This window comes from Fibrobacter sp. UWEL (assembly GCF_900142535.1).
GTDB lineage: Bacteria > Fibrobacterota > Fibrobacteria > Fibrobacterales > Fibrobacteraceae > Fibrobacter.
This window is the reverse complement of the sequence record NZ_FRBE01000012.1, coordinates 42,128-66,933: the sequence shown is the minus strand read 5'-3', so window position 1 is coordinate 66,933 and position 24,806 is coordinate 42,128. Positions and strand designations below refer to the sequence as shown.

Genomic DNA, 24,806 nt, shown 5'->3' with positions numbered 1-24,806 from the left:
CAAAGACCCCTTTACAGGCATTATTAAAAGGATCACAGTTTACAATCTTCAAATCCATACCCCAAATATAAGAAAAGCGAGTGTCAAATCATGACACCCACCTACTTACTCAGAAATTTATTTTTTCGTCAAAAATGAATAAACAACTTGTGAACTAGAATAGCACCTTGTACTCGTCAAAGGCCCTCTGGTTTGCCTTCAAATCGTTCCCGACCCAGTCAAACATGGAAGTGCCCCAGGCTCCGGAACGTTCCGGCTCCCAGATGAACGCACCCAATCCACGAGGGACCTGTTCCATAACCTTCTGGGTCTTAGCGCGGGATCCGTCAAAGCTATAGCTATCCTTGGTCTGAGCGCCATTGTATTCCGCAATGAGAAATTCCAGACTGGTGTAGGTTTTCCCCAAATTAGTCATGAGGGTCTTCCAGGAATCAGGATTGCCGTGCTCATAAGCTGTATAGGCGGAGAACGCCATTACATCCGGAGTAACCTTGGAATTCTGGATAATGGATTTCATCCACCACTCCACCGTAGAAGTCTTGTGAGGACTTTCGATATGGAACACTGTCTTAATACTGCTGGAGATTTCCTTCACGGCGCGGGAGCCTGCAGCCAGATACTTGGCTGTATTGGCAATACCCGTGGCGTTACTCATGACGCCGCTGACGGAACTGTTGGCCAAGTCCACATTGTTGCCCCAGCAGTCGGTGGATCCATTAGGCACGTCGCGAAGCAAGCCGTTTGTAATTTCATTACCCACCTGGACCATTTCGGGCAGGGCACCAGCATTTTTCAATGCGATCAACACGTCCTTGGTATAAGCATAAACGGAATCCGCCAGCACATCGGAACTGGAGATCTTGCGCCAGCGTTCGGGAATAATCTGCTTGCCCGGATCCGCCCAGTTATCACTATAATGGAAATCCAGCAACAACTTCATACCCGCAGCCTTGGCACGCTTGGCATAGGCAATCACATGATCCTTGTCACCAAAGGCTTCGGAGTTGCTACCAAAGGTTCCAGCCCCCTGGTCACAGCTACCTGCAGCGTAGCCGTACTTTGACTTGGGACCCACAAAAGTCTTTAAGCGAATATAGTTGAAGCCATGATCGCGGAACAGTTCAAAAACGTCCTTGGGAGTTCCATCCGTATCCAAGACGCGGGTTCCCTTGGCTTCAAATTCCTGCATCTGGGAAATGTCTACTCCCAAAATCTTTGCATACTGAGGGAGGGCCGGTGCCGACGAAGAACTAGGCGGCGGTTCCACACTGCTAGATCCCCGATCGTGGTCAGGGATGACATGGGAAGAGGAACTGCGAGGCGGTTCCATGCCGCTAGATCCCCGATCGTGGTCGGGGATGACATGAGAGGAGGAACTGGGGATAACATGAGAGGAGGAACTGCGAGGTTCAATACCGCCAAAGAAAGCGGAATCAAACACCACGCTGGAAGACGAAACTTCCGGTAGTTCCACACTGCTAGATCCCTGATCGGAGCCGGGGACGACATGAGACGAAGAACTACGGGATGGTTCCAAGCTGCTAGATCCCCGATCGGAGTCGGGGATGACATTAGAAGAAGATTCCGGGACAATGTCATAAACACTGGAAGATGACGAGGTCAAAATGTAGCCAGGATCATCGCACCCACCAGGCGTTTGACATTCGTATGTTGAACCAGTTCCAGAATCGGAGTCACTACATGCAGAAATGGCAACCATGGCAGTCACCATCAACCCGAAGGCCGAAGCCCTTTTTATTCCCTTAAAATTTCCCATACCCCAAATCTATCCTATTTTGCAAGATTGGATTCGTTTATTTTTGTAAACAATGTTTAAATTTGCCGTATGCAAGACTTTGATTTGCTCACCTCCCCTGCCGTACAGGAATTCATCCAGAACGCCATCAAGAAAAAGATGGACGCCTTGCAGATTTCCACAGCCTTGAACAAGGCGGGTTACAGCAACGAGGACCGCGCCGCCATTATGGATTACATGGCCCTGGTTCCCAAGTTCCGCGAAAAGTTTTACGGCGAAGCGGGCAAGAAAAGCGACAAGTTCTTGCTGTGCGACAGGCTGGCCTTGGAACAGAGTACCGCCCAGGACATCGGCAAGTACAAAGCCAATTTATGGTCCGCAGGCCAACAGGGGCTAGTGATGAGCGGTCGCCCCGTCGTTCACGATCTTTGCTGCGGGATGGGCGGCGACAGCTATTTCATCCCGAAGGATTTCGACGTCATCGGAGTCGATCTGGACGAAGCAAGACAAGCCATGTATCGCTATAACACACAGGTGGTCCGTGGCACCGCCGGCGAAACCATTCTGGACGACGTCCGTGAAGTGGCCCGCAAGAATTCCTCTGCAGACGCAGATTCCAAACGCCCCGCAGACTTTTTCACTATTGATCCGGCCCGTCGCGCAGTCGAAGGCGAAAACCAGCGAGACCTGCGCAATCTTACGCCCACCTTCGAGGAAGTTCTGGAAATCTCCCGCCACTATCAGGGCGGCATGGCAAAGCTTCCCCCGGGATACCCCACCGACGAAATCCCGCAGGATGCGGAACTGGTCTATCTGGGCAGCCACTCCGACTGCCGCGAACTGCTGGTACTGTTCGGCAAGTTGGCCATCAACCCCGGGAAGGTTCGTGCCATTATGGTAGACAAGGAAGGCAACGTGGTCAAGACCGCAGACGGCACCGATGCCATCTGGAGCGGTTCCCTCAGCGACATTCAGGCGGCCTCCAACAAGGACGCCGAGCATGACTTGCCCGGCTGTGAACGTAGTTTCCGCAACGCCACCAGCGAAAGCGATTTGCCTGTGGGTTCCGTAAGCAATTTCATCGCCGAACCTACCGCACTACTCATTCGCAGCCACCTGTTTGGAAGCGTTGCAGTAGCGGCGGCTCCCGACGCCCATCTGATATCCGAAGGCATTGCCTATGTGACAAGCGATAGCCCGCTGCCCGCACCCGCATTTGCAAACTTCCAGATTCTTGACAAGTGCGAGATCGCCACTAGCGCTGTACGCGACATGCTGAAACGCCATAACGTGGGAAAGCTCACTATGAAATTGCGTGGCGTAAAGCTGGATCCCGACGAGGAAATCAAACGTCTAAAACCCAAGGGCAAGGAATCCGCCATTCTTTTCTACACCCGCTTTAAGGGCGAAAAGATTGCCATTCTTGCCAAGCGAATCTAAGGAAACTTCCATGACCGTAAAACTTGAAGAATCCTGGCTGAACCTGCTAGCAGACCAGTTCGAACAGCCCTACTTCCATCAGATCAAGGACACGCTGGTAAAGGAAAAAGCCGCAGGACAAGTGATTTATCCTCCTGGTTCCAAGATTTTCGCCGCACTGGACTTCTGCCCGGTGGAAAAGGTAAAAGCGGTCATTATCGGGCAAGACCCCTACCATAATCCGGGACAGGCCCACGGGCTTTGCTTTTCCGTCCCTATGGGGATTGAGCCTCCGCCTTCCCTCATTAACATCTTTAAGGAACTGCACGATGACCTGGGGTTGAATCCCCCTCCCCACGGCAACCTGGAATCCTGGGCCCAGCAGGGAATTTTACTGCTGAACGCCTCCCTCACGGTACGCGCCCACCAGGCAGCCAGCCATGCGGGAATCGGTTGGCAGCAGTTTACAGATACCATCATCAAGCGCCTTTCCGAGACGAGGGAAAACTTGGTATTCCTGTTATGGGGTAGCTTTGCCATAAAAAAACAGGAGCTTGTAGCTCCCAATCGGGGTCATCTCATTCTAACCGCCCCTCACCCCAGCCCCCTTTCCGCTTACCGTGGTTTCTTTGGTTGTAAACACTTCAGCAAGGCCAACGCCTACCTAGAAAGTAAAGGTCTGGAAACAATTGACTGGAGCATTAAGTAACTAGCCTTCATTAGGGAAGTTTTAATCCTAATTCTTGTTCCAATACGAGCGGGCTAGACCCGCTTTTTTTATATTTGTTCCCATGAATAGAAAGAACACATTTGCACGTCTTGTGCTTTTTATTGTCCTGGGCCTGATTATCGGTGGCGTACTTGGCGAATGCCTGGGCGTGCTGTTCGGTCAGCTGGGTGAATTGATGAATGCGGGCGGTTACAACAACATCGTTCATAACGTCTTTGTATCCTCCTTCCCCTTCAATATCGGTTTTCCCGACAAGCCGGAACCCGTGGTTCTGGACTTGTACATGATTAAACTGGCCTTTGGTTTCAGTTTCAAGATTAACTTTGCCAGCGTCATCGGCATGGTTGTCGGCATTTATATTATGAAATGGTCCGGAGAAAGGTAATGATTACTATCGACGAATTGCAAGCTCAGCTGGCTAGCGGAGCCACCACTTCTGTGAAGCTCACTGAAGAAGCTCTCGCTAAGGTTGATGCAACTAAGAATTTAAACGCATATATTTCCGTTCTGAATGAACGCGCCCTTGCAAAGGCCGCTGAATCCGACAAGCGTCGTGCAGAAGGCAAGACTCTGGGCGCCTTGGACGGCATTCCCGTGGCCATCAAGGACAACATGTGCCTTGAAGGAACTCGCACTACCGCAGCCTCCAAGATTCTGGAAAACTTTGTGGCTCCCTACACCGCTACCGCAGTCGAAAAGCTGGAAGCAGCAGGCGCCATCATCATCGGTAAGACCAACATGGACGAATTCGCCATGGGTTCTTCCAATGAAACTTCTTATTTCGGCCCCGTAAAGAATCCTCTGGACGAAACCCGCGTGCCGGGTGGTTCCTCCGGTGGTTCCGCAGTTGCAGTTGCCAGCGGCACTGTTTCCTGCGCTCTGGGTTCTGACACTGGTGGATCTATCCGTCAGCCGGCAGCCTGCACTGGCGTTGTTGGCCTGAAGCCCACCTATGGTCGCGTTTCCCGTTACGGCCTGTTGGCTTACGCTAGCTCCCTGGACCAGATTGGCCCCTTCGGTTCTACCGTTAAGGATGCAGCCCTCTTGCTGAACGCAATCGTCGGCGTTGACGCTCACGATAACACCACCAGCACCCGCCCTGCAGAAGACTTTACCGCCAAGCTGGACGCTGGCGTTAAGGGCAAGGTCATCGGTGTTCCTAAGGAATACTTCGCCGAAGGTCTGGACCCGGAATGCAAGGCTGCTATCGAAGCCATGCTGAAGAAGTTGGAAGCAGAAGGCGCAACCATCAAGGAAGTGAGCCTCCCCAACATCGGTAACGCAGTCTCCAGCTACTACATCATTGCAACTGCAGAAGCAAGTTCCAACCTGAGCCGCTACGATGGCGTTCGCTACGGTTACCGCAGCAAGGATGCCCGCAAGCTTATCGACCTGTACTCCATGAGCCGCAGCGAAGCCTTCGGTAAGGAAGTCCAGCGCCGCATTCTCTTGGGTAGCTACGTTCTCTCTGCAGGTTTCTACGACGCTTACTACGTCCAGGCCCAGAAGGTTCGCCGCCTCATTACTGACGACTTCAACAAGGCATTCGAAGAATGCGACGTAATCGCCAGCCCCACTATGCCGGGTCTCCCCCTGAAGTGCGGCATGAACGAAAGCGATCCCATGGCAGTTTACCTGAGCGACATCTACACCGTTAGCTTGAACCTGGCTGGTCTCCCCGGCGTTAGCGTTCCTTGCGGCAAGGCCGGCGGCCTGCCCGTTGGCCTCCAGTGGATTGGCAAGCCCTTCCAGGAAGCCGACCTGCTCTCCGTCGCAGCTGCAACCGAGAAGTTGAACAAGTAATCGTTCAAGATTCTTCCATTTGAAAGGAACTTGTTCTTCGGAGCAAGTTCTTTTTTACATCCGCGAATTCTTTCTAGCGTTCAATTATGAGTAAGGTTTTAATTCTCGTTGGCAACCCTTGCAACAGCCGACACCTTAGTCTTTGCCTCCCCAATCTTTTCGATGCCATCACCACGCAATACGAAATGGCCCTGAAATTTTTTAATATTGATCGCACATAAACTAGGCGCAAGTATTTAAACATGAAGTTCACAAACTACATCTTCGACTTAGGCGGTGTCATTCTGGACATCAACATGCAGAAAGCTCTGGATGGATTTAAGGCACTGGGAGTTCCTGAAGAAGAACTGCGATTTGACGCTGGTGAAACAGCAAAGATTATGCAGAACTATCAACTTGGAAAATTGACCACTGAACAGTTCTGCGACGCCATTATTGCAAGATGCAAACCCAACGCAGCCAACCCAATGAATCATGGGGATTGTCAGACGAAGCCGACTCGTCAGCAAGTCGCTGACGCCTGGAATTCCATTTGTTTAAATATTCCCCAGCGAAAGATTGACGCCCTCTGTGCCATAAAAAAACAGGCTAATGTATTCCTATTGAGCAACACCAATGACCTTCACTGGAAATATTGCTTGGACCATTGGTTTAATGTTGGCGTAGGAGCCCATGGCCCCAACAATGTGAACGATTGCTTCCATCACACTTTCCTCAGTCAGGAATTGCACCTGGAAAAGCCCAATCCGGAAATTTACATCCGTTCATTCCAGAAGATTTTCACTTTGACAGCAAGCGATCTTCCCAACGCCCAAAACACAGTTTTCCTGGACGACAACAAGGCTAATATTTATGCAGCAGCATCCTGCGGGATCAGCACCATTCATGTTACCCCCGATTATGACTGGGTGGCCGAGCTGCGATGAAATTCGAAAAAGAAATTATCTATGTCTGGGTAGGCGGCAGCTGCGATTATGGACATAAGGAGCGTGCCGGCGGCGGGGCCTACATTGCTCAGATATTCGACAATGAATCCAAAAACAGCACCGACGGAAAAGCCATAGACACCTTCTCCTGTTCAGAATTCAATACCACAGAATTCAAGATGATCTTTTCCGCCATGAACCATGCCGTCAAGAAATTCGCCGGACAGAGAATCGTCTTTCTATCCAACGTTCAGTACATACTGAACTTTGAAAAACAGGATCTTGTGGACCTACGGATTCTTCCTTTCCACAAGTTTTCCCAGCAGCAACAAGTGCACGAATTGGCAAGTCAAGCCATGCGGGAGCTACGAAAAAAGCAATAACGATTATTTCAGCGTTACGCTTTCTATTGTTTCGCCATCCAAGGAAAGAACGGCAACAAAGCGCCCCTGCGCAGCATCTTCCAGGCTCATCATTTTCACATGGGGTCCTACGGATAAGCGGCCCATATTCTTACGGAGAATTTCACGTCCCTGCACATCCACGACCGCGAAGGAGACTTCACCTTCTCGCGGGATTTCAAACATCACGTTGGCCTTAACGCCTTTGCGAAGAACAACAAGCGTTTTATTCTCAGGAACAGGTTCCGCAAGGTTCATCGTCTTCTCAGGACGAACGCTTTCGCCCATGGCGCCAGGCATGACAGCGTCCATATCCTTGAAATAGGGATAAGAAACTCCTTCCTGGATTTCCCAGACATTATCAAAGTCAAATCCCTTGAAGGATGCCTGCTGGACCATTTCGTTGGTAGTCAATCCAGACGCATCATCATCATTTCTCACCAGGTCCTTATTGAAATAGCATAAAGTATCCCTGGAATCCCCCTCAAAGCCAACAACACCCTGGGTGTTTTTACCTTCTACTGCGCCAGCAAAATAGGAGGTCTGGACATTGGCCCATTGGGCGTTGCCGTAATTGAAGCCAACCAAGCCGCCCACATCGCTTACGCCCTTCACAAGGCCGATGGCATAGGAATTTTGCACATCCACGAAAGTATTGGTTCCGGCAAGCCCTCCCACACAGTTACGTCCGGTGACCTTACCTGTTGCAGAAACCTGATTCATAAAGCCAGCATCTTCGTCAATCCAACCAAGTACACCTACTAATCCACCTACGGAATCTACGCCAACCACATTTCCGTCAACGGACTTCACATTACGAATAATGGCATCCTTAGAATTACCCACCAAGGCGCCAACAGCAACAGAGCCATTCACATCTGCATTATGAAGTTTCAAGTTTTCAATAGTCCCGTAACTAGTCACCCCAAACAAGCCTGTATAGTTACGACGGGGCTCATTGATTTTCAAGTTACTGATGGCATGTCCGTTCCCGTTAAAGATTCCCGTAAATGGATCCAGAGTGTCGCCAATAGGCGTAAAGAGAATATCCGCCCCATCAATATCTGCAGTCAATTCATATCGAGCGGCCAACGGGTAAGCCGCATCGCGACCAATCTTACCCAGCTCCTCAAAAGATGAAATTTCAATCTTGTTAGGAACGGCCATATAGCTGGACGTCCCCCAGATGGTATCAATACCAGAAACGTATCCCACACGATAGGCGAAGTAGATGGAATCCCTAGCCTTATTGAATACAGCCCAGTCCAGCCACTGTCCAAACAATTCGTGATCGCCACCAACAGCAACTTTTACTTCCGGAGACTCAGGTCTCTTTCCACCTGCAGTAGGCATGGCAACCGGGACAATTTCAAAACTCCAGGATTCACTATCAAGTTCCTTCCCTATATCAGCGGCAGACTGGATCATCCCTTCTGTAGACAGTCCATAATCGCCAACCGTCAAATTGGAAACATCCTTATTCCAGAAAGAATTCTTCGGCTCACTTCCGTCCCCCACCAGGTTTCCCACATCCTTATTTCCGTAGATGGCAGCAACGGCATAGCAATTGTTCACAGACTTGTTATTCATACCCACAAGGCCACCTACAACCTTACCGCCATTGACGTTACCCATAAAGTAAGAATAGGCAAGAGATCCTTCGTTATTCCCCACCAGGCCACCTACAGTTGCCCGGCCAAATACTGAACCTTGAGCTCGGGAGAAATAAATTCGACCATTGTCAGAATATCCCACAAGGCCACCTACGCTGCTTTCTATAGGATACTGGCTAAATGGATTGACCACATTGAAATCCACATTGGCCTTATTCAAATACAAATCGCAATTGTCTGCTCGACCCGCAATTCCGCCCACATTATCGATGCCCCAGTCCAGCGAATGGAAAACAACCCTGGATTGACTTTCCACAACAGAGCAGGAGCCATCGCTATAGGCAATCATATCGCCAGCGATTCCACCGGCATTTTCCACCTTCACATAAACTGAAACATCCGACACAGCCTTCTTGACATTGGCCCTTACATAGCCCGCAATTCCGCCAACATCTCTTTTACCCACAGCCCTCCCCTGATAAGAAACATCCTCCAGAGAGTAATCTACCGTGTATTCATCCGTTGTAGAAACAAGGCCCGCCACGCCTCCAACGTAACGATATCCATAGACGAATCCGTTGGTCACATGGACATTGGAAACTTTACCGTTTTCCGTCACGGCACCCACTACACCGCCTACATGGTCAGAATACTTGAAGCTACCGGTAACACTGAGATCGTCAAACTTCAAATTCGTAAGGGTTCCCACCAGCCTGGAAATAAATCCCACATAATCCTTGGAAGGTTCCCAAATATACAAGTGGTTAATGGAATGCCCCTGGCCATCCAGAGATCCCGAAAATGAAGAACCCATTGCCAAAGGAATAAAGCCCTTGCACCCCTCTTCCTCGCAATTTTCATTGACCGAAGCGGAAGCATCAATATCACCCGTCAGGATGTAAAAGCCAGTAAGAGGATATACATCTGTACCGACAACCTTCAAATCCTCATAATCGGCAATCTGCCATGGATTTTCAGCACTGCCATCACCAAGCAATTTGCCATCAGAGGCAAGCCCCGACAAGACAAGTAAAAGAACTGAAGTGATTAACTTCCGCAACAACATAACCAACCCTCAAAACTCAGCATACCAAATTTAAAAATTTAACAAAGCCCTATTCAAACAAATTCACAAGCCAATTGGAAAACATTTTTTACAACATTCACAAAAGGCAGATTGTAAACATTTAGTTATAGACGATTTATCAACAACACGTCCGTAACGCCCCGCTATATCAGTCCCATTTCAGATTAGTTTATTGTTACACAGAACATTCAAAACCTGTTGGGATATAAAAGGAGTGAAAGAATGAATAAATCCATTTTACGAGTTGCGCCCATGGTGCTCTCAACAGCCCTGTGCACCACAGCTTTCGCCTATACGGTACAAGGGACCGTCACCAGTAAGGCAGACGGCAAGGCAATCGCAGACGCCTCTGTCAGTCTTCTTCAGAAAGGCAAATCCGCAAAGACGGATCAAGATGGAAAATTCACCATTCACGAAGATGAACAGGACACCACCTCTACCGGCATTCACAACCAACAGGCCGTTGGCTTCGTCAACTTAAGCCAAGGTGTTCTCCACTATTCACAAAGCAGCGGCCCTGTCCAGGTCAAAGTTTTTGACCTTATGGGCAATCTCGTATCCAGCAAAACACTTTATGGAACCGGATCCGTGGACCTGCGCCAAGGAATCAACGCGAAGGGAACTTATTTCGCAAAAGTCCACGTTGGATCCGCCACTCAAAACATCAAGTTTACCACCGATGGTAACGCAAGCGCCTACAGCACCTCCAAAACAAAGTCCGCACTATTGAAAGCTGGTGATACGGACAAGCTCCAGGTAATCGCCGATGGTTACGACACCTTGAATGTCACCTTGAACAATTTGGATACCACCCTAGCGCTATCTCTGGAAAAGAGCATTCCGCCAGAACCCACATACAAGTTCGGATATGCATTAAAGAATACACCAACTCCCAGTAAGGGCTGCGGAACTAACACCACTTTAAAGACCGATAAGAAGGTGGAAAACGGCGAACATCATGTGGTAAATGTCAACGGCACCAACCGAGAATACTTCATCACCCTGCCCACAAATTACGATAACACCAAGCAGTATAAGCTCTTGATTGCGCTACATTGCTATGGCAGTTCCGCCGAAGATTTCGTCCACCACACTCCGGACTACGACCATCCTACCCCGTATTATGGCCAGCAAGTTCTGGACAAGAACGGCGACTACATTTTCGCTTCTCTCCAGGCCGTAGGCGGCCTCTGGAACAAGGGTCAGGAAGATCATGATTTCTTCGGCAAGGCACTGACTACCATCGAGGACAACTACTGCATTGACACCAGCCGAGTGTTCATTACAGGATTTAGCTACGGCGCCATGTTCTCCTACTCTCTTGCCCAGGATTATCAGGACCGCGTTCGCGCTGCAGCAACCTACGCTGTGGCCGATTACAACATCTGGCTCCCTCAGGAAAAAGGCATGGACAAGAACCTGCCTATCGCCTGGATGAACGTCCACGGAGTCAACGATGACCGTTGCACTTTCGACAAGGCAAAGAACAGCGCCCTCCCCCGCATGCTCAAGAAGAATGGCAAGGCTTCCGATGGTGACAGCCAGTTTACCGATGCAAGCTCCGAAATTCTCCAGGAAAATCAGGGCAGTACCGGTCATCTCTGCTACGATTTCAAGAATGTTGACGAACGTTTCCCCATCAAGTTCTGCACCTGGCCCGGTGGCCATCAGTGGACCGCTCACGACACCGGAAACATGAGCGTAGGCTGGAACTGGGAAAGTACTTGGGTTCCCGAGGAAGTTCACAAGTTCTTCGAACAGTTCTAAACCAACATATCCATCAATGAACAAATCCAGTCTCTACGAGACTGGATTTGTTAGTCCTAGAACAGATAAGAGGCAAACACTCCCACATGGAACATATCAATGTGGGGCTCTGCTTCACCGTCCATCATAGTCAGGCGAGTGACAGCGCCTGCCCTGAAGTGTTCCTTAAAATCGACGCCTAGATGGGCAAAGCCTTCCACGCTATAGGCGGCAAACCAACCTTCGTCATCGGTAGTCTTTTCGCCATCCAATTCGCCGAAGCAGTAGGTGGGGCGACCATACCTGAAGCCAAAATCAACGTATCCCATGCCAAAGGGATGGGCATTGATGGACGCCGCTACAAAGGGGTCAATGTAGGACATTTTCCCTTCGTGACTGTAGAGAGTGAAATCCCAGCCATTGCGGTTGATACCCACAGAAGGGGTCCAGGAGAAATGCTTTGCGAATCGAAATTCTCGACCAAACTGCAGCCAGAAATCCCCATTGCCCGTATAACTCATTTCGTCATAAACCATGCCATTTCTATGAACGTCCATCACAGAATAGGCAATTTCAGTCTGCACAACAAAACGTGACTTAGATGCCAAATCCTCTTGAGCAATCGCGCAGGAAACAGCAAACAGGGCAATCATCAAAAAGCGGTTCATCACTTTTCCTCCATTACGCTTGCCGCAGCGGCATCGAGGTGGATGAACGTTCCGAATATACCGCATTCAGACGGATCAGCGGTTCGCCCGTAAGTCACAAAGGTGGCATCAAGATAAGACTCTCCGCTATAAAAATGAACGGATTGTCCCCCAACCTTTCCAGAAAATTCATCTTCATAAAAATAGAACGAAATATCCGGAATCTTTAAGGAGCCATTTTCCACAGAAGCGTAAAACTGGCCACTCCCTTTGTAATTACGGATATGGTCAGCACCAACAGCACGAAGACTTCGCATCCGTTTAACAAGTCCGAATTTGTCAACGACGCCATCATCCGTAAATTTACCATAGACTTCCGCAACGGAGTCGGAGACATTGGAAACATAGGTAAACGAGGTGTCTTCCCTAAAACAAATTTCCCTACAGGCAATCTTTGCACATTCTTCGCACAAAGGTGCGTTATTCACCCAGCAGCCCACAAGCTTGCTGTATGCGGTCCCCACAACTTCGGGATCGTCACCGCTATCAACAACCAAGCAGGACGTTAGGCAAGCGGCAACCAGCAAGAACAGCCCCGAATAAAATAAACCTCTCATATAACCCACAAATGTTATTGTCGCGTTACAAATGTAAAAAAAACGAACAAAAAACAATCAGCATTCACGTATACTTATTTATATCAAAAATACTTGATTTCCTCCAATAACTATATTATTTTTATAGTTACTGGAGAAAACTAATGCATTTTAGGTCATGGGAAATACTAGAAAAACTGTCTTGCGAATATAAGCAGCCCGACATCAAGCTCAAGCAAATGGTCAAAAAGGGCGAGCTGATCAAGGTCATTCGCGGGCTTTACGAAGAAGACCGTTCAACGCCGCCGTACCTGTTGGCAGGAGCAATCTATGGTCCTTCTTACATTTCTTTTGAATACGCTCTATCTCGTTATGGGCTCATTCCCGAGCGCGTATCAACCATTACCTCCGCCACATATCGCAAAGGCAAGAACAAAACATACGAGACCCCTTTTGGGACGTTCAGCTACAGCGACATACCCGCTTTAGCGTACCCGCACGAGGTTACTTTGGAAGAAGAAAATGGGCAAGTTTTCCAGGTCGCACTTCCCGAAAAAGCACTTTGCGATACCTTATACAAGGAACGCCCCGTGGGAAGCATCAAGGCTTTACAGACCCTAATGTTCGAAGACCTCCGTATTGATAAGGACGTTTTCAACAACTTGGATAAGGACAAGCTGTTTAGCCTTGCCGCGCTATACACCAAAAGGAACCTGCAACTTCTGACTAGAATGAGGGAACCATGAACGCTATCGAAAGTATGCTTGCAAAATACAACTGCAAGAATGTTGTAGATTACCGAAACGCTCTAAAAGAAATCATCCAGGAAGTCGCGTTATGTGGTCTGTCCCGTGGTGGATTTTTCGAGAAGGCAGCATTCTATGGAGGAACTGCGCTTCGCATATTCTATGGGCTGGACCGTTTTTCCGAAGACATGGATTTTTCCTTGAAAGCTCCTGATGCAGAATTTGACTTGACCAAGTATTTTTCTGCATTGAAGGATGAACTGGAAGCCACAGGCTTTGAAATTACCATTGAAGCAAAATCCAAAAATCATTGGACGCTAAAGGCAACGCCACTCGTACGAGTACCCAATAACGAAACTTTGAAAATAAAATTTGAGGTGGACACCAATCCCCCCGCAGGAGCCTCATACCAGAATAAGTACGCCCTACTCCCCTCGCCCTTCGCAGTGCGACTGCACGACGAGCCATCCCTGTTTGCGGGAAAGCTCCATGCGGTACTTTGCAGAGCCTGGCAGAACCGCGTAAAGGGGCGAGACTTTTACGATTACGTGTGGTATTTATCCAAAGGCATCAGGGTGAACCTGAACCACTTGCAAAATCGTCTGGAGCAAAGCGGTCACTGGCAAGCTACGCAGCAGGGCGAGCTGACTATAGATAAACTAAAACAAATGCTCTGTGAAAGATTTGAGACGATAGACTTTGTGGACGCCAAGAACGATGTATCCAAGTTTATAAACGACCAGCGAAAGCTGGATCTGTGGAGTCCTGAATTTTTCGTAAGCATCACCAACGACCGTCTTGAAGCTTAACTCATTTTAGCAATAACGAAAAAATCCCGCGGCAGTCTCTAAACTGCAGCGGGACTTTTAATTACTAGATCCCTCGGCTTCGCGCCTTCGGCGCTGCGCTCGGGATGACATGTCCATTCGCGGGCGGTTAATGCCTGCGACGTTCACGCATTAATTAGCCTTCGGAACGGTAGTTCGGGGCTTCCTTGGTGATGGTCACATCGTGCGGATGAGATTCACGGAGACCAGCGCCAGTGATGCGAACGAAGGTAGCCTTCTTGTACAGGTCTTCCAGGTTTGCAGCACCTGCGTAGCCCATTGCGGAATGGATACCACCGATGATCTGGTAGATAGTGTCGCGGAGGGGGCCCTTGTACGGGACGCGGCCTTCGATACCTTCCGGAACGAACTTGCGGGGTTCCTTGACGCCACCCTGGAAGTAACGGTCTGCAGAACCTGCAGCCATGGCACCCAGAGAGCCCATACCGCGGTAGCTCTTGAAGCTACGGCCATCAGCGAGGATCACTTCGCCCGGAGCTTCTTCGGTACCTGCGAACATAGAACCGATCATTACAGCGTGACCACCAGCGGCCAGAGCCTTCACGATGTCGCCAGAGAACTTGAGACCACCGTCAGCGATAATCTTGACGCCAGCCTTGCGAGCGGCCTTACCGCATTCAACGATTGCGGAGAACTGCGGGTAACCTACGCCAGCCACGATACGGGTGGTGCAGATGGAGCCGGGACCGATACCCACCTTAACGATGTTTGCACCGCACTTGGCAAGTTCAGTAACAGCTTCCGGAGTGCAGACGTTACCACCGCAGATGGTGAGCTTGGGATACTTCTTACGAACGGTCTTCACCATGTTGCGGACACCGATGTGGTGGCCGTGAGCGGTATCGATGACCAGCAGGTCAACGCCAGCTTCAACGAGAGCGGCAACGCGTTCCAAAGTGTTTGCAGAAGTGCTAACAGCAGCACCTACCAGCAACTGGCCATTCTTGTCCAGGCTTGCGGAGGGGTTGTTTTCGCGCTTCAGAATGTCGGTCATGGTGATAAGGCCCTTGAGCACGCCGTTGGCATCAACCAGCGGGAGCTTTTCAATACGCTTTTCAGCCAGAAGTTCCTTGGCCTTTGCCAGGGAAATCTTGGGAGAAGCGGTGACCGGATTCTTGGTCATGACCTTGGAAATCTTCACATTGTAGTCGGTAATGGTGCGGAGGTCGCGGCTGGTGAGCATACCAACCAGCTTACCCTTAGACAAGATGGGGAAACCGCTGATCTTGTTGCGAGCACGCATTTCGAAAGCTGCAGACACAGGTTCGTCTGCGTCCAGGGTCACCGGATTGGTAACGATACCGGACTGCCAGCGCTTGACCTTGCGAACTTCTTCGGCCTGTTCTTCGATGGACATGTTCTTATGGATAATGCCAAGGCCGCCCTGGAGTGCAATAGAAATAGCGAGAGGAGCCGTGGTAACGGTATCCATAGCAGCACTAATCACAGGGATGTTAAGCTTGATATTTGCAGCGAGCTGAGTAGAAACGTCAGTCTGGGACGGCAGAACAGAAGATTCTGCAGGCACAAGAAGAACGTCATCAAAAGTTAATGCTTCGGGCAAAATTTTCATAATAGACCTCTTTTGGAGATATTATCGGTTCTTTTTGCAATACATATATAGAAAAAAAGTGACCAGCGGTCACTTTCCATTATAGCGTTCCATGCACTTTTCAATGCCAAATTTGAAGTAGCACTCCACCAAAGGCTTCACCTTCTCCAGGGCTTCGTCAAAAACAGGGCGATCTTCAGGAGGGAACTTAGCCAACACCCAGTTGCTGAGGTCAAATTTTGGTGGACACTTGCCCACGCCGAAACGGATGCGAGGGAACTTGTCGCCAATCTTTTCAATAATGTTGCGGAGGCCGTTCTGACCACCGTGGCTACCATTGGCGCGGCAACGAATACGACCTACATCCAAATTAATGTCATCGCTAAACACAAGCAGTTGTTCCGGCTTAATCTTGTACCAGGTCATCAAGGCCTGAACGGATTCCCCAGACAGGTTCATATAGGTCTGAGGCTTTGCCAGCAGGCATTCCTGACCACCGATGGTCACCTTCTGAGTCAAGGCCTTGTGTTCAGATTTCCAGTCATCAGAATTTGCCAATTTTTCCACAGCCATAAAGCCTGCGTTATGATGCGTATTGGCATACTGAGTGCCAGGATTTCCAAGACCAACGATTAAGTACATAACAACCTACTTTTTTAATGACTAGTCTTCCCAAAGAATCTGAGGCCAATCAGATCCTTCTTGTCCAAGGAGCTTTACAGGTTTCATCTTCTGGTCCACGACCAGAGTCTTAGGCAGCGCGATTTCACCAGACTTACCCACAAGTCCAAAGCCTTCGGTCATGACCTTGAAGGGATCGATAATCAACTTGAAGGTACCTGCGCCAATACTATTGACCCAAGAGCGGATTTTCTTTTCTTCCACTTCTCGAACGCCGATGTTTACCAGGATTACATTGACCTTATGTTCCTTCAATTCCGCCTGGGCGTTTGCTAAACGCTTAATGCCAGCCTTGCAGGGATTGCACCAGGTAGCAAAAAAGACCAGAGCAGTACGTTCCGCCTTTGCAGTTTCCCTGGACAGGAAAACCTTGGTAAAAGGAGAACTGGCCTCATTGATTTCACGTACGGCAAACCACGGCAAGGAATCCTTGATTGCACTGGGTAGCATCAGCTGAGCGGTCAAAGACTCGGACTGGGCAAAGGCAACCGACGCAAGAGCCAAAATCAAAACACTAAAAAACTTTCTCATTTCACGTTCCACTGGTCAAGAACCTTGGTCCACAAGGTAAACCATTCTCCATCGGCAATATTCTGAACAAGGCGACCAATAGCTTCATCCCTGCCATACTTTCCTGTACCCTTAACCATGGTCTTTTGAACAAAATAACTTTCGCCCCCGCAGGATGATCCCGTAAGAGTGAGCATAGAAGAGCAAGTCGTCCCAAAACTTCCGTCCTTGCAATCCGGTTCAGTAGCATTCACAGCAAGCAGAACCCCACCCTGACATTCACCAGCCACAACATGATACTTCTGGGAAAGACGGCCAAAGATAGCTCGTTCCCCTTCACCGCCGTTACCCGCGTTATAGTAGAAGGCATAGTGGGATCTAAAGTCGCGATAAACTTCGACAAGATTTTTATAAATGGAATCCACATTAACCGTGTTGTTTTCGTAGGTTTTGTAATGGAACATATCCATCACTTCACGGGCGGCAACCATCTTTGCATAAGATACCTTTGCGGAATCAAATGCAGCCAATCTGGTAAGAGGGTGCTTTTCATTTTCAAAGATAGCACCCTTTGTAATCACATCAACCGAGCCGCCAATGTAATCATTCCTGAAGGGAGCCATGGCATGCTCAATAGACATGCAAGCCACCACACCTACCCTACCATCCGCTTCAACCTTGCCCACCTGACGAGCAGCCTGGGCATTTTCCAGACGGGAATAAACCAGGGAGTTCACTTCATAGCTAGAGGAAACAGCCTCACGACCCTTATCATCTTCAGACTGAACGCGTTTTAAGTTCGAGCTGGATTCCACCGTAGACTGAATGCGATTGGCGATTTGTCTCTGAGCAAGCACCAAAGCTTCATCTGCAGAATTACCAATACCTTCCCCACGGATATAAGACTGATCTTCCGGACAGACGAACTTATTCAAGGAAATTGTCTTTACAGGCTCCTGTGCAACAGCGGGTTCAGTATTAGAACCACTTCCCGCACAGGCGGCAAGCACGGCCATTGACGAAAAAACTAAAAAAGCCTTGATAAAATCCATGAAAAACACCTTCATTAGGAAGTTTGTAACAAAAATAGAACTTTTAGGCATTTGTATTAGTATATTTCTTTGCAAATTACATTACATGTGAAAATAATCAAAGGAGAACATATGAATTTCAAGAAGTTTGGTTGTGCAGTCGCTCTGGTTGCAGCATTCGGTCTCACCGCCTGCGATGACGACAGCTCTTCCCCCGCAGCACCCAGTGGCGACAATGGTTCCAGCGTCGTTAAGGATGACGACAACAAGGTTCCCACTTCCAGCAACTCTGCTGCAAAGGACAACAAGTCCAGTTCTTCCACCGCAATATCCAGCGAAGACCTCGGTCTAGATTTCGATTTTGGTGATATGGATCCGTCCAACATGACCAAGGAAGACATCATCGCCGCTTTGGACAAGGTTCCCCAGGAAGATCTGAACAAGGCTCTTGAAGAAATGGGCATGACCAAGGAAGAATACGTAGAAGTCATTGTAAAGCTCTTTGAAGCAATGGAATCCGAACCGGAATTCGAAAACAGCTGTTCCGGCGAACTGAACGATGATGAATGGATCATGAACGTCACCTTCGACATGGGCTTCACCAGCGCCGTTTCAAAATCTACCGTGACCTTTGACGGAACTACCGTAACCACCGTAGACGAATCCACTGCAGATCTCCTTACCGAAAAGACCTGTAAGGAAGCTCTTGAAGAAGACGATGAAGAACTGGACGAAGAAACCATCGTAGAAGCTCGCTGCGAAGGTTCCAAACTGATTCGTAAGGAAACAACCGTCACCAAGTACGTCACCAGCGAAGCTCGTGCAGAAATGTACGAAGAATTCCAGGAAGCCTGCAAAACGAGCTTGAGCGATCTTATGGGCGACGATGAAGAAGATGGCAGCATTTTCTCCCTGAAGAAGTCCAAGAAGGCTTCCAAGAAAATCTCTACCTTGAAGATCCGCAAGTAACAAGGTTACGTATTTAAACACAAAAAAATCCTGCGAGTTCATCGCAGGATTTTTTTGCGTTTTTAGATTCCTTTCACTGGATTCTATCGGGCCTATGGGCCCTCCAGAATGACGTCGATTATTTAGCAGCAGCAGTGAGCAGTTTTGTAATCGCAGCAACGTATTCAGCCGGGTTGGGCAGCGGGCTACCTTCAGCCAGGAGAGCCTGACCGTAGAGAGCCTTGGGCCAATCGCCCAGGTCGGCGTTAGCTTCAGCCTTGGCCTTCAGCATTTCGCAAATGGGGTGCGTCGGGTTGATTTCAAGAATACGCTTGGACTTAGGAACGTTGGTCTGGCCCATGGCCTTCATCATGCGTTCCATCTGGGCGCTCATGGCATCTTCGCTGGTGACGAGGCAGCAGGGGCTGTCCTTCAGACGGCTAGACACGCGGACTTCAGAAATGCTTTCGTCCAGAGCCTTCTGGAGGTTTTCGCAAAGACCCTTGAAGATGCCCTTGTTTTCTTCTTCAGCCTTCTTTTCGTCTTCGGTCTTGTCGAAGTCAACGTCACCGCGGGAGATGTCGTGGAACTTCTTATCGCCGAATTCGGTAAGGCTGGACATCATGAATTCATCGATGCCATCGCTCATGAGGAGCACTTCGTAGCCCTTGGCCTTGAAAGCTTCAAGCATAGGGTTGGACTTCACGGCGTTCTTGTCGCCAATGAGGTAGTAGATTTCCTTCTGGCCTTCCGGCATGTTATCTACATACTGCTGCAGGCTAACAAGCTTGCCTTCTTCAGTCTTGGTGCTTTCGAAGCGGATCAGCTTCTTCAGTTCATCAAGATGTTCCCAGTTCATGTAGAAGCCTTCCTTAAGGACCATGCCCAGTTCCTTCCACCAGGCGTTGTACTTGTCTTCGTCCTTGGACATGTTCTGCAAGGCTTCCAAAGTCTTCTTGATCACGTTCTTGCGGATTGCAGTAACAATCTTGTTGGACTGCAAAATTTCACGGCTAACGTTCAGGGGCAGATCTTCGGATTCTACCACGCCGCGAACAAAGCGGAGCCAAGGCGGCAGCAAGTCCTTGCAATCGTCCATGATGAAGGTCTTCTTCACGTAGAGCTTCAAGCCATGGAGGGCGTCGTTCTGCCAAATGTTGTAGGGAGCCTTGGACGGAATATAGACCAGGCTCCAGAATTCCAGGGAACCTTCAGCATGGTTGTGGTTCCAGCAAGCGGGTTCGCCACCATCGTGGCAAATCACGTTGTAGAATTCCTTGTATTCTTCTTCCTTCACTTCCTTTTCGGACTGGCGCCACAGAGCGGTCTTGTCGTTAAGCTTTTCTTCTTCCTTAACTTCGATTTCGCCCTTGTCGTTGGTGGTCTGTTCCGGATGGAAATAGATGCCATAGTTTACGAAACCGCTGTACTTCTTGACGATATCCTTGATCTTCCATTCGCTGGTAAATTCTTCGGAATCTTCGTCATCCTTCAGGTACAGGGTAATCTTGGTGCCCACATCGTTACGGGGGCATTCAGTAATTTCAAATTCGCCGGTACCTTCGGAGGTCCACAAATAACCCTGGCTTTCACCAGCCTTCAGGGTCAAAACTTCAACCTTCTTGGCCACCATAAAGATGGAGTAGAATCCCACGCCGAACTGACCGATGAGATCAACGCTAGCCTTGTCGGAGTCCTTGAGATTCTTGATGAAGTTCTTGGTGCCGGAACGGGCGATGGTACCCAGGCAGTTGATCAAGTCTTCCTTGTTCATACCGATACCGTTATCGGTAATGGTCAGCTTCTTCTGTTCCTTGTTCACATCAATGTCGATGCGAAGCTGAGTGCCCTGGGGCAGCAAATCTGCGTTAGAGAGAGAAAGGAAACGACGCTTATCCAATGCGTCAGCAGCGTTAGAAACCAGTTCACGGAGGAAGATTTCCTTGTTGCTATAAAGAGAGTTGATCATCAAGTTCAGCATGTCGCGAACTTCAGTTTGGAACTCCATTTTTTCAGTTGCCATTATATTTGTCTCCATTTTAAACAGTAAAGTGTTTCAGTTTGAAACATTTTCTGTATTTTTCTTTGTTTTCGCAGGTATAAATGCAAGAACCGTGCCAATTAGCGGAGAGTAGAAAGGTTAAAGCACAAAGGAGGAAATGGGATGAATCCGTCATGCCGTTTGCAAATTACAAACGATAAGTGTTCTTCCCCTACTTTTTTAGGCAAGGAATCAAAGATATATTTCATGGTATAAAAGATCTGTGTTTTTACAGAGGGCAAAGGGAACGTTTGGTTCGCGTAAGGATTACTCCTGTTTTAGTTCCCAGTCTGTAAAGAATCCGGGTTCGGAGTGTTCCCGGACACATTGGGTGGCTAATTTTGCCCATTAGCCACTCAATTTTATTTAGAAAAGAGTATTATTTGAATATCTGTTTGGTGAAGTTATGAATTCGATTTTTGAATTTTCGGACTACCGTGATTATTTGAAACTCTATTATGAAGAGAAAAAGAAGGAACACCCCTTTTTCTCTTATCAGATGTTCGGCAAGAAACTGGATATTTCACCAAGTTCCCTTTTTTGCGTTCTAGAAAAAAAGCTTCATCTTCCTGTAAGGTGTGCTCCCGCGGCTAAAAAATGTCTTGGCCTTACAGGGCGAGCCTCCCAATATTTCGACCTGCTGTTAGCAGCCTCCCGCACCAAGAGGGTGAAGGAACGTGAACGACTTATGGCAGAGGCTTTCCAGCTGAAGGATATCCAGCGTCGTTCCATCGAAAACGACCAGCTGTCCTACCTCAGGCAATGGTGGACCGTCGTCGTCCGCTCCTTCCTGCAAATCAACCAGGGAAGAACTGACCCCGAAAACATCGCTAAATACCTCCGCCCCCAGGTAACCAAGGATCAGGTGAAAGACAGCCTGACTTTGTTAAAAAATTTAGGTTTTATCCGTAAAGCAGCCCACGGCCGAGTCAATTTGGCAGACGCCCACTTGACCATTAGCGCCGGTCCTGAAAAAACAAAGGCGATCCGCGAGTTCCAGGCGCAAGTAATGACCTTAGCCAAGGCTTCTCTTGAAGAAGTTCCGCCCAACCAGCGAGATATTTCTACATTGACAATGGCCATCGACGAAGATTGCGTCGAGGACATTAAAGGTATGCTTCAAGAATTTCGCAGACAAATCCAGATTCGAATCGACGAATGTCCTACGCCCACCCGCGTAGTTCAGTTGAATATGGCTTTGTTCCCCGTCACTGAAGACTATAAGGGGGAAGACTAATGAAGTACATCTACGCATTATGCTTCACCCTGCCCCTTGTATTTTGGGGTTGCGGCAACACCGACACCGCCGGTGGCAACTCCACGGAAACGGAAAACGCCATCGCCTTCCAGGTGAGGGATTCCAAAGGCGCCGTTTTAGGAAATGTCGCCTATAAGGTTCTGTCCAGCGAATTCAGGGCAGACACCCTCCAGCGACTTTCTGACAAAGATTATCTGTATTACGGCCAGAGCGATTCCAAGGGCAACATCGTCCTGGAGAAGCATCAGGCAGGAAACTTCCTCATCGAATTCCAGAAGGATTCTCTCTTGAGTGCTTTCGCCTATAGCGTTCAGGATTCTACCGAACGTTCCGATGAAATCATCCTGCAGAAATCTGGCCGCGTCACGGGACATGTGAACTTACCTGAAGGGGATTCTTTCGCCTGGGTATTTGTCAACGGCACGGACCGCATTGTCAAGACTGACTCCACCGGACGCTTCTTTATGGAAAACGTCCCCTCCGGAGCATATCTGGACTTCGGCGCTGCAAGTTCCGTCGAAATGGATGACTTGGGAAGTATTTCTTCTTTGATCAAGCCCGACGAAGTCACCTTTGTGAACGTTTCTGGCTCCGATTCCATTCCGGAACCCATAACCGTGATGGAATTAAGCCTCAAGGATTACATTTCCGACTGGATGCGTCCTCTCCAGAGCCCCATGGCCTTGACCGTTCGTCTGGATTCCTCCAACCTGGATTTCGCCCAAATCAAGAATGGCGGAAAGAACCTGGTTCTTCAGAATCAGAAAGACCAGATTGTCCCCATGAAGGTGACTTACTGGGATTCCACCAACGCAAGAGGCATCCTGCAGGTGAGAATTTCTGAATTGTCCGATACCGCTGGGTATTATAGTCTAGTTGAACTGAATGACGCCGCCGAAACATCCGTCGATGTCTGGGAAGGCGCATCCGACTCCCTGTATAAAGCCCTGAACACGCTTGTCTTGGGAACCTTTGAATACGACACCCGCCAGAACGGCTTGCCCAGCCCCATCCCAGTGAATTTCTGGTACCAATCCGCAAGCGAGGGCGGCACCATATCCCCCGCAGCGGACGACCCAATTGCCTACCCCATTGAACAAGCCGATAGCGGTCGCGCAGGAAGAGCCGCCCACTTTAGCTACACAGCAATCGACCCGGAATACGCCGTCTTTGGAACAACCCTTTCTAACGGCGAAAGAAGCTTGGCCCAATTAGATTCTCTTGAACTATGGATTCGCGGAGACGGGGATTTCTATGTAGCTCTTGAAGACCTTAAAGATTCCACATCCGAAGGAGCTAAGGCCCTGCATAAGGGAGCCTGCACATCCGGTTGGTCCAGAATTGCCATTCGTCCCCAGGATTTCTCGCCTGCAGACTCCATCTTTGGAAACTACGGCTGGGACTATGTGAAATACAAGGTCACTACGTTCTCCGTCTTTGCAAGGAATGGACACGACATATGGATCGATGACATTCGAATGTACGGCGTTAACCGAGATGATTTGAAATAAAAACATTAGATACTAAAAAGACCGCAACATTAAAATGTTGCGGTCTTTTTTATAGCCAAAGTCGATTCCGAAACTAGTTCGGAATGACGAATGTGTTACTTGATAAAGATCAAGCCCAGGATACCTGCAGCCCACAGGTAGTAGCTGAAGTAATGGAACTTACCCTTCTGAACAAAGGCCATCAGCCACTTCAAGGCGATAATACCAAAGATGAATGCCACAATCATGCCCACCAGAAGTTCCGGAGTGAAACCGCTAGCGTCCGCACAGGCCAATGCCTTTTCAGGCTTTTCAATCGCATAACGGGCCACCGTTTCGGGATCCTGGCACTTGATCCACTTGATGCAATCCAGGAGGGCAGCACCGCCCACAGCGGGAATGCTCATGAGGAAGCTGAACTCGCCGGCGTACTTACGGTTGACGCCCAGGAAAATCATGCCACTGATGGTAGAACCGCTGCGGCTAATGCCGGGGATGCAGGCAACGCCCTGAACCACACCCGTTACAAGAGCGCGCCACCAGTTCATCTGGACTCCGTCATTATCCGGATGCTTGCTGCCGGTCTTGCCCCACTGGGAGACAAACAGCAAGGTTGCGGTAAACAGCATAGCGCAGCAAACTGCCTTGGGATTTTCAAACAGGCTTTCCAGAGGTTTCTTGAAGCCAATGCCGATAATGGCGGTGGGGATAGAAGCCAGCACGATGTAGCCAACTTCCTTTAGCTGAGCCGGATCGCGACGGATACAGCCCACGATCATGTCCACAATCTTCTTGCGGAACACGACAAAGATGGAAAGGAGAGTTCCAGCGTGAAGCATAATGTCAAAGAACATTCCTGCTTCCTTCATGTTCAAGAGCTTTTCGCCAAGAACCAGATGGCCAGAACTAGAAATGGGGAGAAATTCAGCGAGGCCCTGCAACAGGCCTAAAATGATAGATTCGATCATGGCGTCAAA

General features: G+C 49.1%; 22 protein-coding genes. 12 read left to right on the top strand and 10 right to left on the bottom strand.

What is annotated here, in order from left to right; all coding sequences use genetic code 11:
- Window positions 1–154: 154 nt before the first annotated feature.
- Window positions 155–1,777, bottom strand: a complete 1,623-nt coding sequence (locus tag BUB59_RS09080; RefSeq protein WP_083540258.1) for a glycosyl hydrolase 53 family protein — start codon at window positions 1,775–1,777, stop codon at window positions 155–157.
- A 69-nt stretch (window positions 1,778–1,846) separates the two neighbouring features.
- Here BUB59_RS09080 and BUB59_RS09075 point away from each other — a divergent pair, with 69 nt between their 5' ends.
- The 6 genes from BUB59_RS09075 to BUB59_RS09050 all read left to right on the top strand — a co-directional run bounded on the left by BUB59_RS09075 (window position 1,847) and on the right by BUB59_RS09050 (window position 7,017).
- Window positions 1,847–3,196 (top strand): THUMP-like domain-containing protein, encoded by a 1,350-nt coding sequence (locus tag BUB59_RS09075; protein WP_073228882.1) that lies wholly within the window; start codon window positions 1,847–1,849, stop codon window positions 3,194–3,196.
- A gap of 10 nt (window positions 3,197–3,206) precedes the next feature.
- Entirely contained in the window at window positions 3,207–3,884 is a 678-nt protein-coding gene (ung, locus tag BUB59_RS09070; RefSeq protein ID WP_073229011.1) for a uracil-DNA glycosylase, read from the top strand.
- A gap of 82 nt (window positions 3,885–3,966) precedes the next feature.
- The gene (locus BUB59_RS09065) at window positions 3,967–4,290 is read left to right on the top strand and encodes a DUF4321 domain-containing protein (protein WP_073228879.1); all 324 of its coding nucleotides are present in this window, start codon (window positions 3,967–3,969) and stop codon (window positions 4,288–4,290) included.
- Window positions 4,290–5,708, top strand: coding sequence for an Asp-tRNA(Asn)/Glu-tRNA(Gln) amidotransferase subunit GatA (gene gatA, locus BUB59_RS09060; protein WP_143160309.1), 1,419 nt, complete (start codon window positions 4,290–4,292; stop codon window positions 5,706–5,708). Before BUB59_RS09065 ends, gatA begins: the two co-directional genes overlap by 1 nt.
- A gap of 242 nt (window positions 5,709–5,950) precedes the next feature.
- Window positions 5,951–6,634, top strand: a complete 684-nt coding sequence (locus BUB59_RS09055; RefSeq protein WP_073228876.1) for an HAD family hydrolase — start codon at window positions 5,951–5,953, stop codon at window positions 6,632–6,634.
- A complete protein-coding gene (locus BUB59_RS09050; RefSeq protein ID WP_073228874.1) occupies window positions 6,631–7,017 on the top strand; it encodes a hypothetical protein in 387 nt (128 codons plus the stop codon). The genes BUB59_RS09055 and BUB59_RS09050 overlap by 4 nt, the downstream gene beginning before the upstream one ends.
- Before the next feature lie 3 nt (window positions 7,018–7,020).
- On the opposite strand, the gene BUB59_RS09045 is transcribed toward BUB59_RS09050, so the two are convergent.
- Complete coding sequence (locus tag BUB59_RS09045) at window positions 7,021–9,714, bottom strand: M26 family metallopeptidase (protein ID WP_143160308.1); 2,694 nt, start codon at window positions 9,712–9,714, stop codon at window positions 7,021–7,023.
- Between the two features lie 243 nt (window positions 9,715–9,957).
- Between BUB59_RS09045 and BUB59_RS09040 the strand changes: the two genes are divergently transcribed.
- Window positions 9,958–11,502, top strand: a complete 1,545-nt coding sequence (locus BUB59_RS09040; protein ID WP_073228868.1) for a T9SS type A sorting domain-containing protein — start codon at window positions 9,958–9,960, stop codon at window positions 11,500–11,502.
- 56 nt (window positions 11,503–11,558) lie between these two features.
- Here BUB59_RS09040 and BUB59_RS09035 read toward each other — a convergent pair whose 3' ends face one another.
- Together BUB59_RS09035 and BUB59_RS09030 are read right to left on the bottom strand one after the other, a co-directional pair.
- The gene (locus BUB59_RS09035; RefSeq protein ID WP_073228866.1) at window positions 11,559–12,149 is read right to left on the bottom strand and encodes a hypothetical protein; all 591 of its coding nucleotides are present in this window, start codon (window positions 12,147–12,149) and stop codon (window positions 11,559–11,561) included.
- Window positions 12,149–12,745 carry a hypothetical protein gene (locus tag BUB59_RS09030; protein WP_143160307.1) on the bottom strand — a complete coding sequence of 199 codons (597 nt, stop codon included), beginning with the start codon at window positions 12,743–12,745 and terminating at the stop codon, window positions 12,149–12,151. The genes BUB59_RS09035 and BUB59_RS09030 overlap by 1 nt, the downstream gene beginning before the upstream one ends.
- Window positions 12,746–12,888: 143 nt before the next feature.
- On the opposite strand from BUB59_RS09030, the gene BUB59_RS09025 reads away from it, so the two are divergent.
- On the top strand, window positions 12,889–13,470 hold the full coding sequence (locus BUB59_RS09025) for a type IV toxin-antitoxin system AbiEi family antitoxin domain-containing protein (RefSeq protein ID WP_073228859.1): 582 nt from the start codon (window positions 12,889–12,891) through the stop codon (window positions 13,468–13,470).
- Complete coding sequence (locus BUB59_RS09020; protein ID WP_073228856.1) at window positions 13,467–14,279, top strand: nucleotidyl transferase AbiEii/AbiGii toxin family protein; 813 nt, start codon at window positions 13,467–13,469, stop codon at window positions 14,277–14,279. The genes BUB59_RS09025 and BUB59_RS09020 overlap by 4 nt, the downstream gene beginning before the upstream one ends.
- Before the next feature lie 154 nt (window positions 14,280–14,433).
- On the opposite strand, the gene guaB is transcribed toward BUB59_RS09020, so the two are convergent.
- From guaB to BUB59_RS09000, 4 genes are all read right to left on the bottom strand, one after another.
- The gene (gene guaB / locus BUB59_RS09015) at window positions 14,434–15,891 is read right to left on the bottom strand and encodes an IMP dehydrogenase (protein WP_073228854.1); all 1,458 of its coding nucleotides are present in this window, start codon (window positions 15,889–15,891) and stop codon (window positions 14,434–14,436) included.
- Window positions 15,892–15,960: 69 nt separating this feature from the next.
- Window positions 15,961–16,512, bottom strand: coding sequence for an aminoacyl-tRNA hydrolase (pth, locus tag BUB59_RS09010; RefSeq protein WP_073228849.1), 552 nt, complete (start codon window positions 16,510–16,512; stop codon window positions 15,961–15,963).
- 21 nt (window positions 16,513–16,533) lie between these two features.
- Complete coding sequence (locus BUB59_RS09005) at window positions 16,534–17,082, bottom strand: TlpA disulfide reductase family protein (protein WP_073228845.1); 549 nt, start codon at window positions 17,080–17,082, stop codon at window positions 16,534–16,536.
- Window positions 17,079–18,113, bottom strand: coding sequence for a hypothetical protein (locus tag BUB59_RS09000; protein ID WP_159433355.1), 1,035 nt, complete (start codon window positions 18,111–18,113; stop codon window positions 17,079–17,081). The genes BUB59_RS09005 and BUB59_RS09000 overlap by 4 nt, the downstream gene beginning before the upstream one ends.
- 111 nt (window positions 18,114–18,224) lie before the next feature.
- Here BUB59_RS09000 and BUB59_RS08995 point away from each other — a divergent pair, with 111 nt between their 5' ends.
- Window positions 18,225–19,061 (top strand): hypothetical protein, encoded by an 837-nt coding sequence (locus tag BUB59_RS08995; RefSeq protein WP_073228838.1) that lies wholly within the window; start codon window positions 18,225–18,227, stop codon window positions 19,059–19,061.
- A gap of 118 nt (window positions 19,062–19,179) precedes the next feature.
- Here the strand turns inward: BUB59_RS08995 and htpG are convergent, their stop codons facing one another.
- Window positions 19,180–21,063 carry a molecular chaperone HtpG gene (htpG, locus tag BUB59_RS08990; RefSeq protein ID WP_073228834.1) on the bottom strand — a complete coding sequence of 628 codons (1,884 nt, stop codon included), beginning with the start codon at window positions 21,061–21,063 and terminating at the stop codon, window positions 19,180–19,182.
- Between the two features lie 424 nt (window positions 21,064–21,487).
- Here htpG and BUB59_RS08985 point away from each other — a divergent pair, with 424 nt between their 5' ends.
- Window positions 21,488–22,318, top strand: a complete 831-nt coding sequence (locus BUB59_RS08985) for a TIGR02147 family protein (RefSeq protein ID WP_073228831.1) — start codon at window positions 21,488–21,490, stop codon at window positions 22,316–22,318.
- Window positions 22,318–23,850 (top strand): hypothetical protein, encoded by a 1,533-nt coding sequence (locus BUB59_RS08980; protein WP_073228828.1) that lies wholly within the window; start codon window positions 22,318–22,320, stop codon window positions 23,848–23,850. The genes BUB59_RS08985 and BUB59_RS08980 overlap by 1 nt, the downstream gene beginning before the upstream one ends.
- A gap of 95 nt (window positions 23,851–23,945) precedes the next feature.
- Here the strand turns inward: BUB59_RS08980 and BUB59_RS08975 are convergent, their stop codons facing one another.
- Window positions 23,946–24,797: an undecaprenyl-diphosphate phosphatase gene (locus BUB59_RS08975; RefSeq protein ID WP_073228824.1), complete on the bottom strand. Its 852-nt coding sequence runs from the start codon at window positions 24,795–24,797 to the stop codon at window positions 23,946–23,948.
- Between the last annotated feature and the right edge of the window lie 9 nt (window positions 24,798–24,806).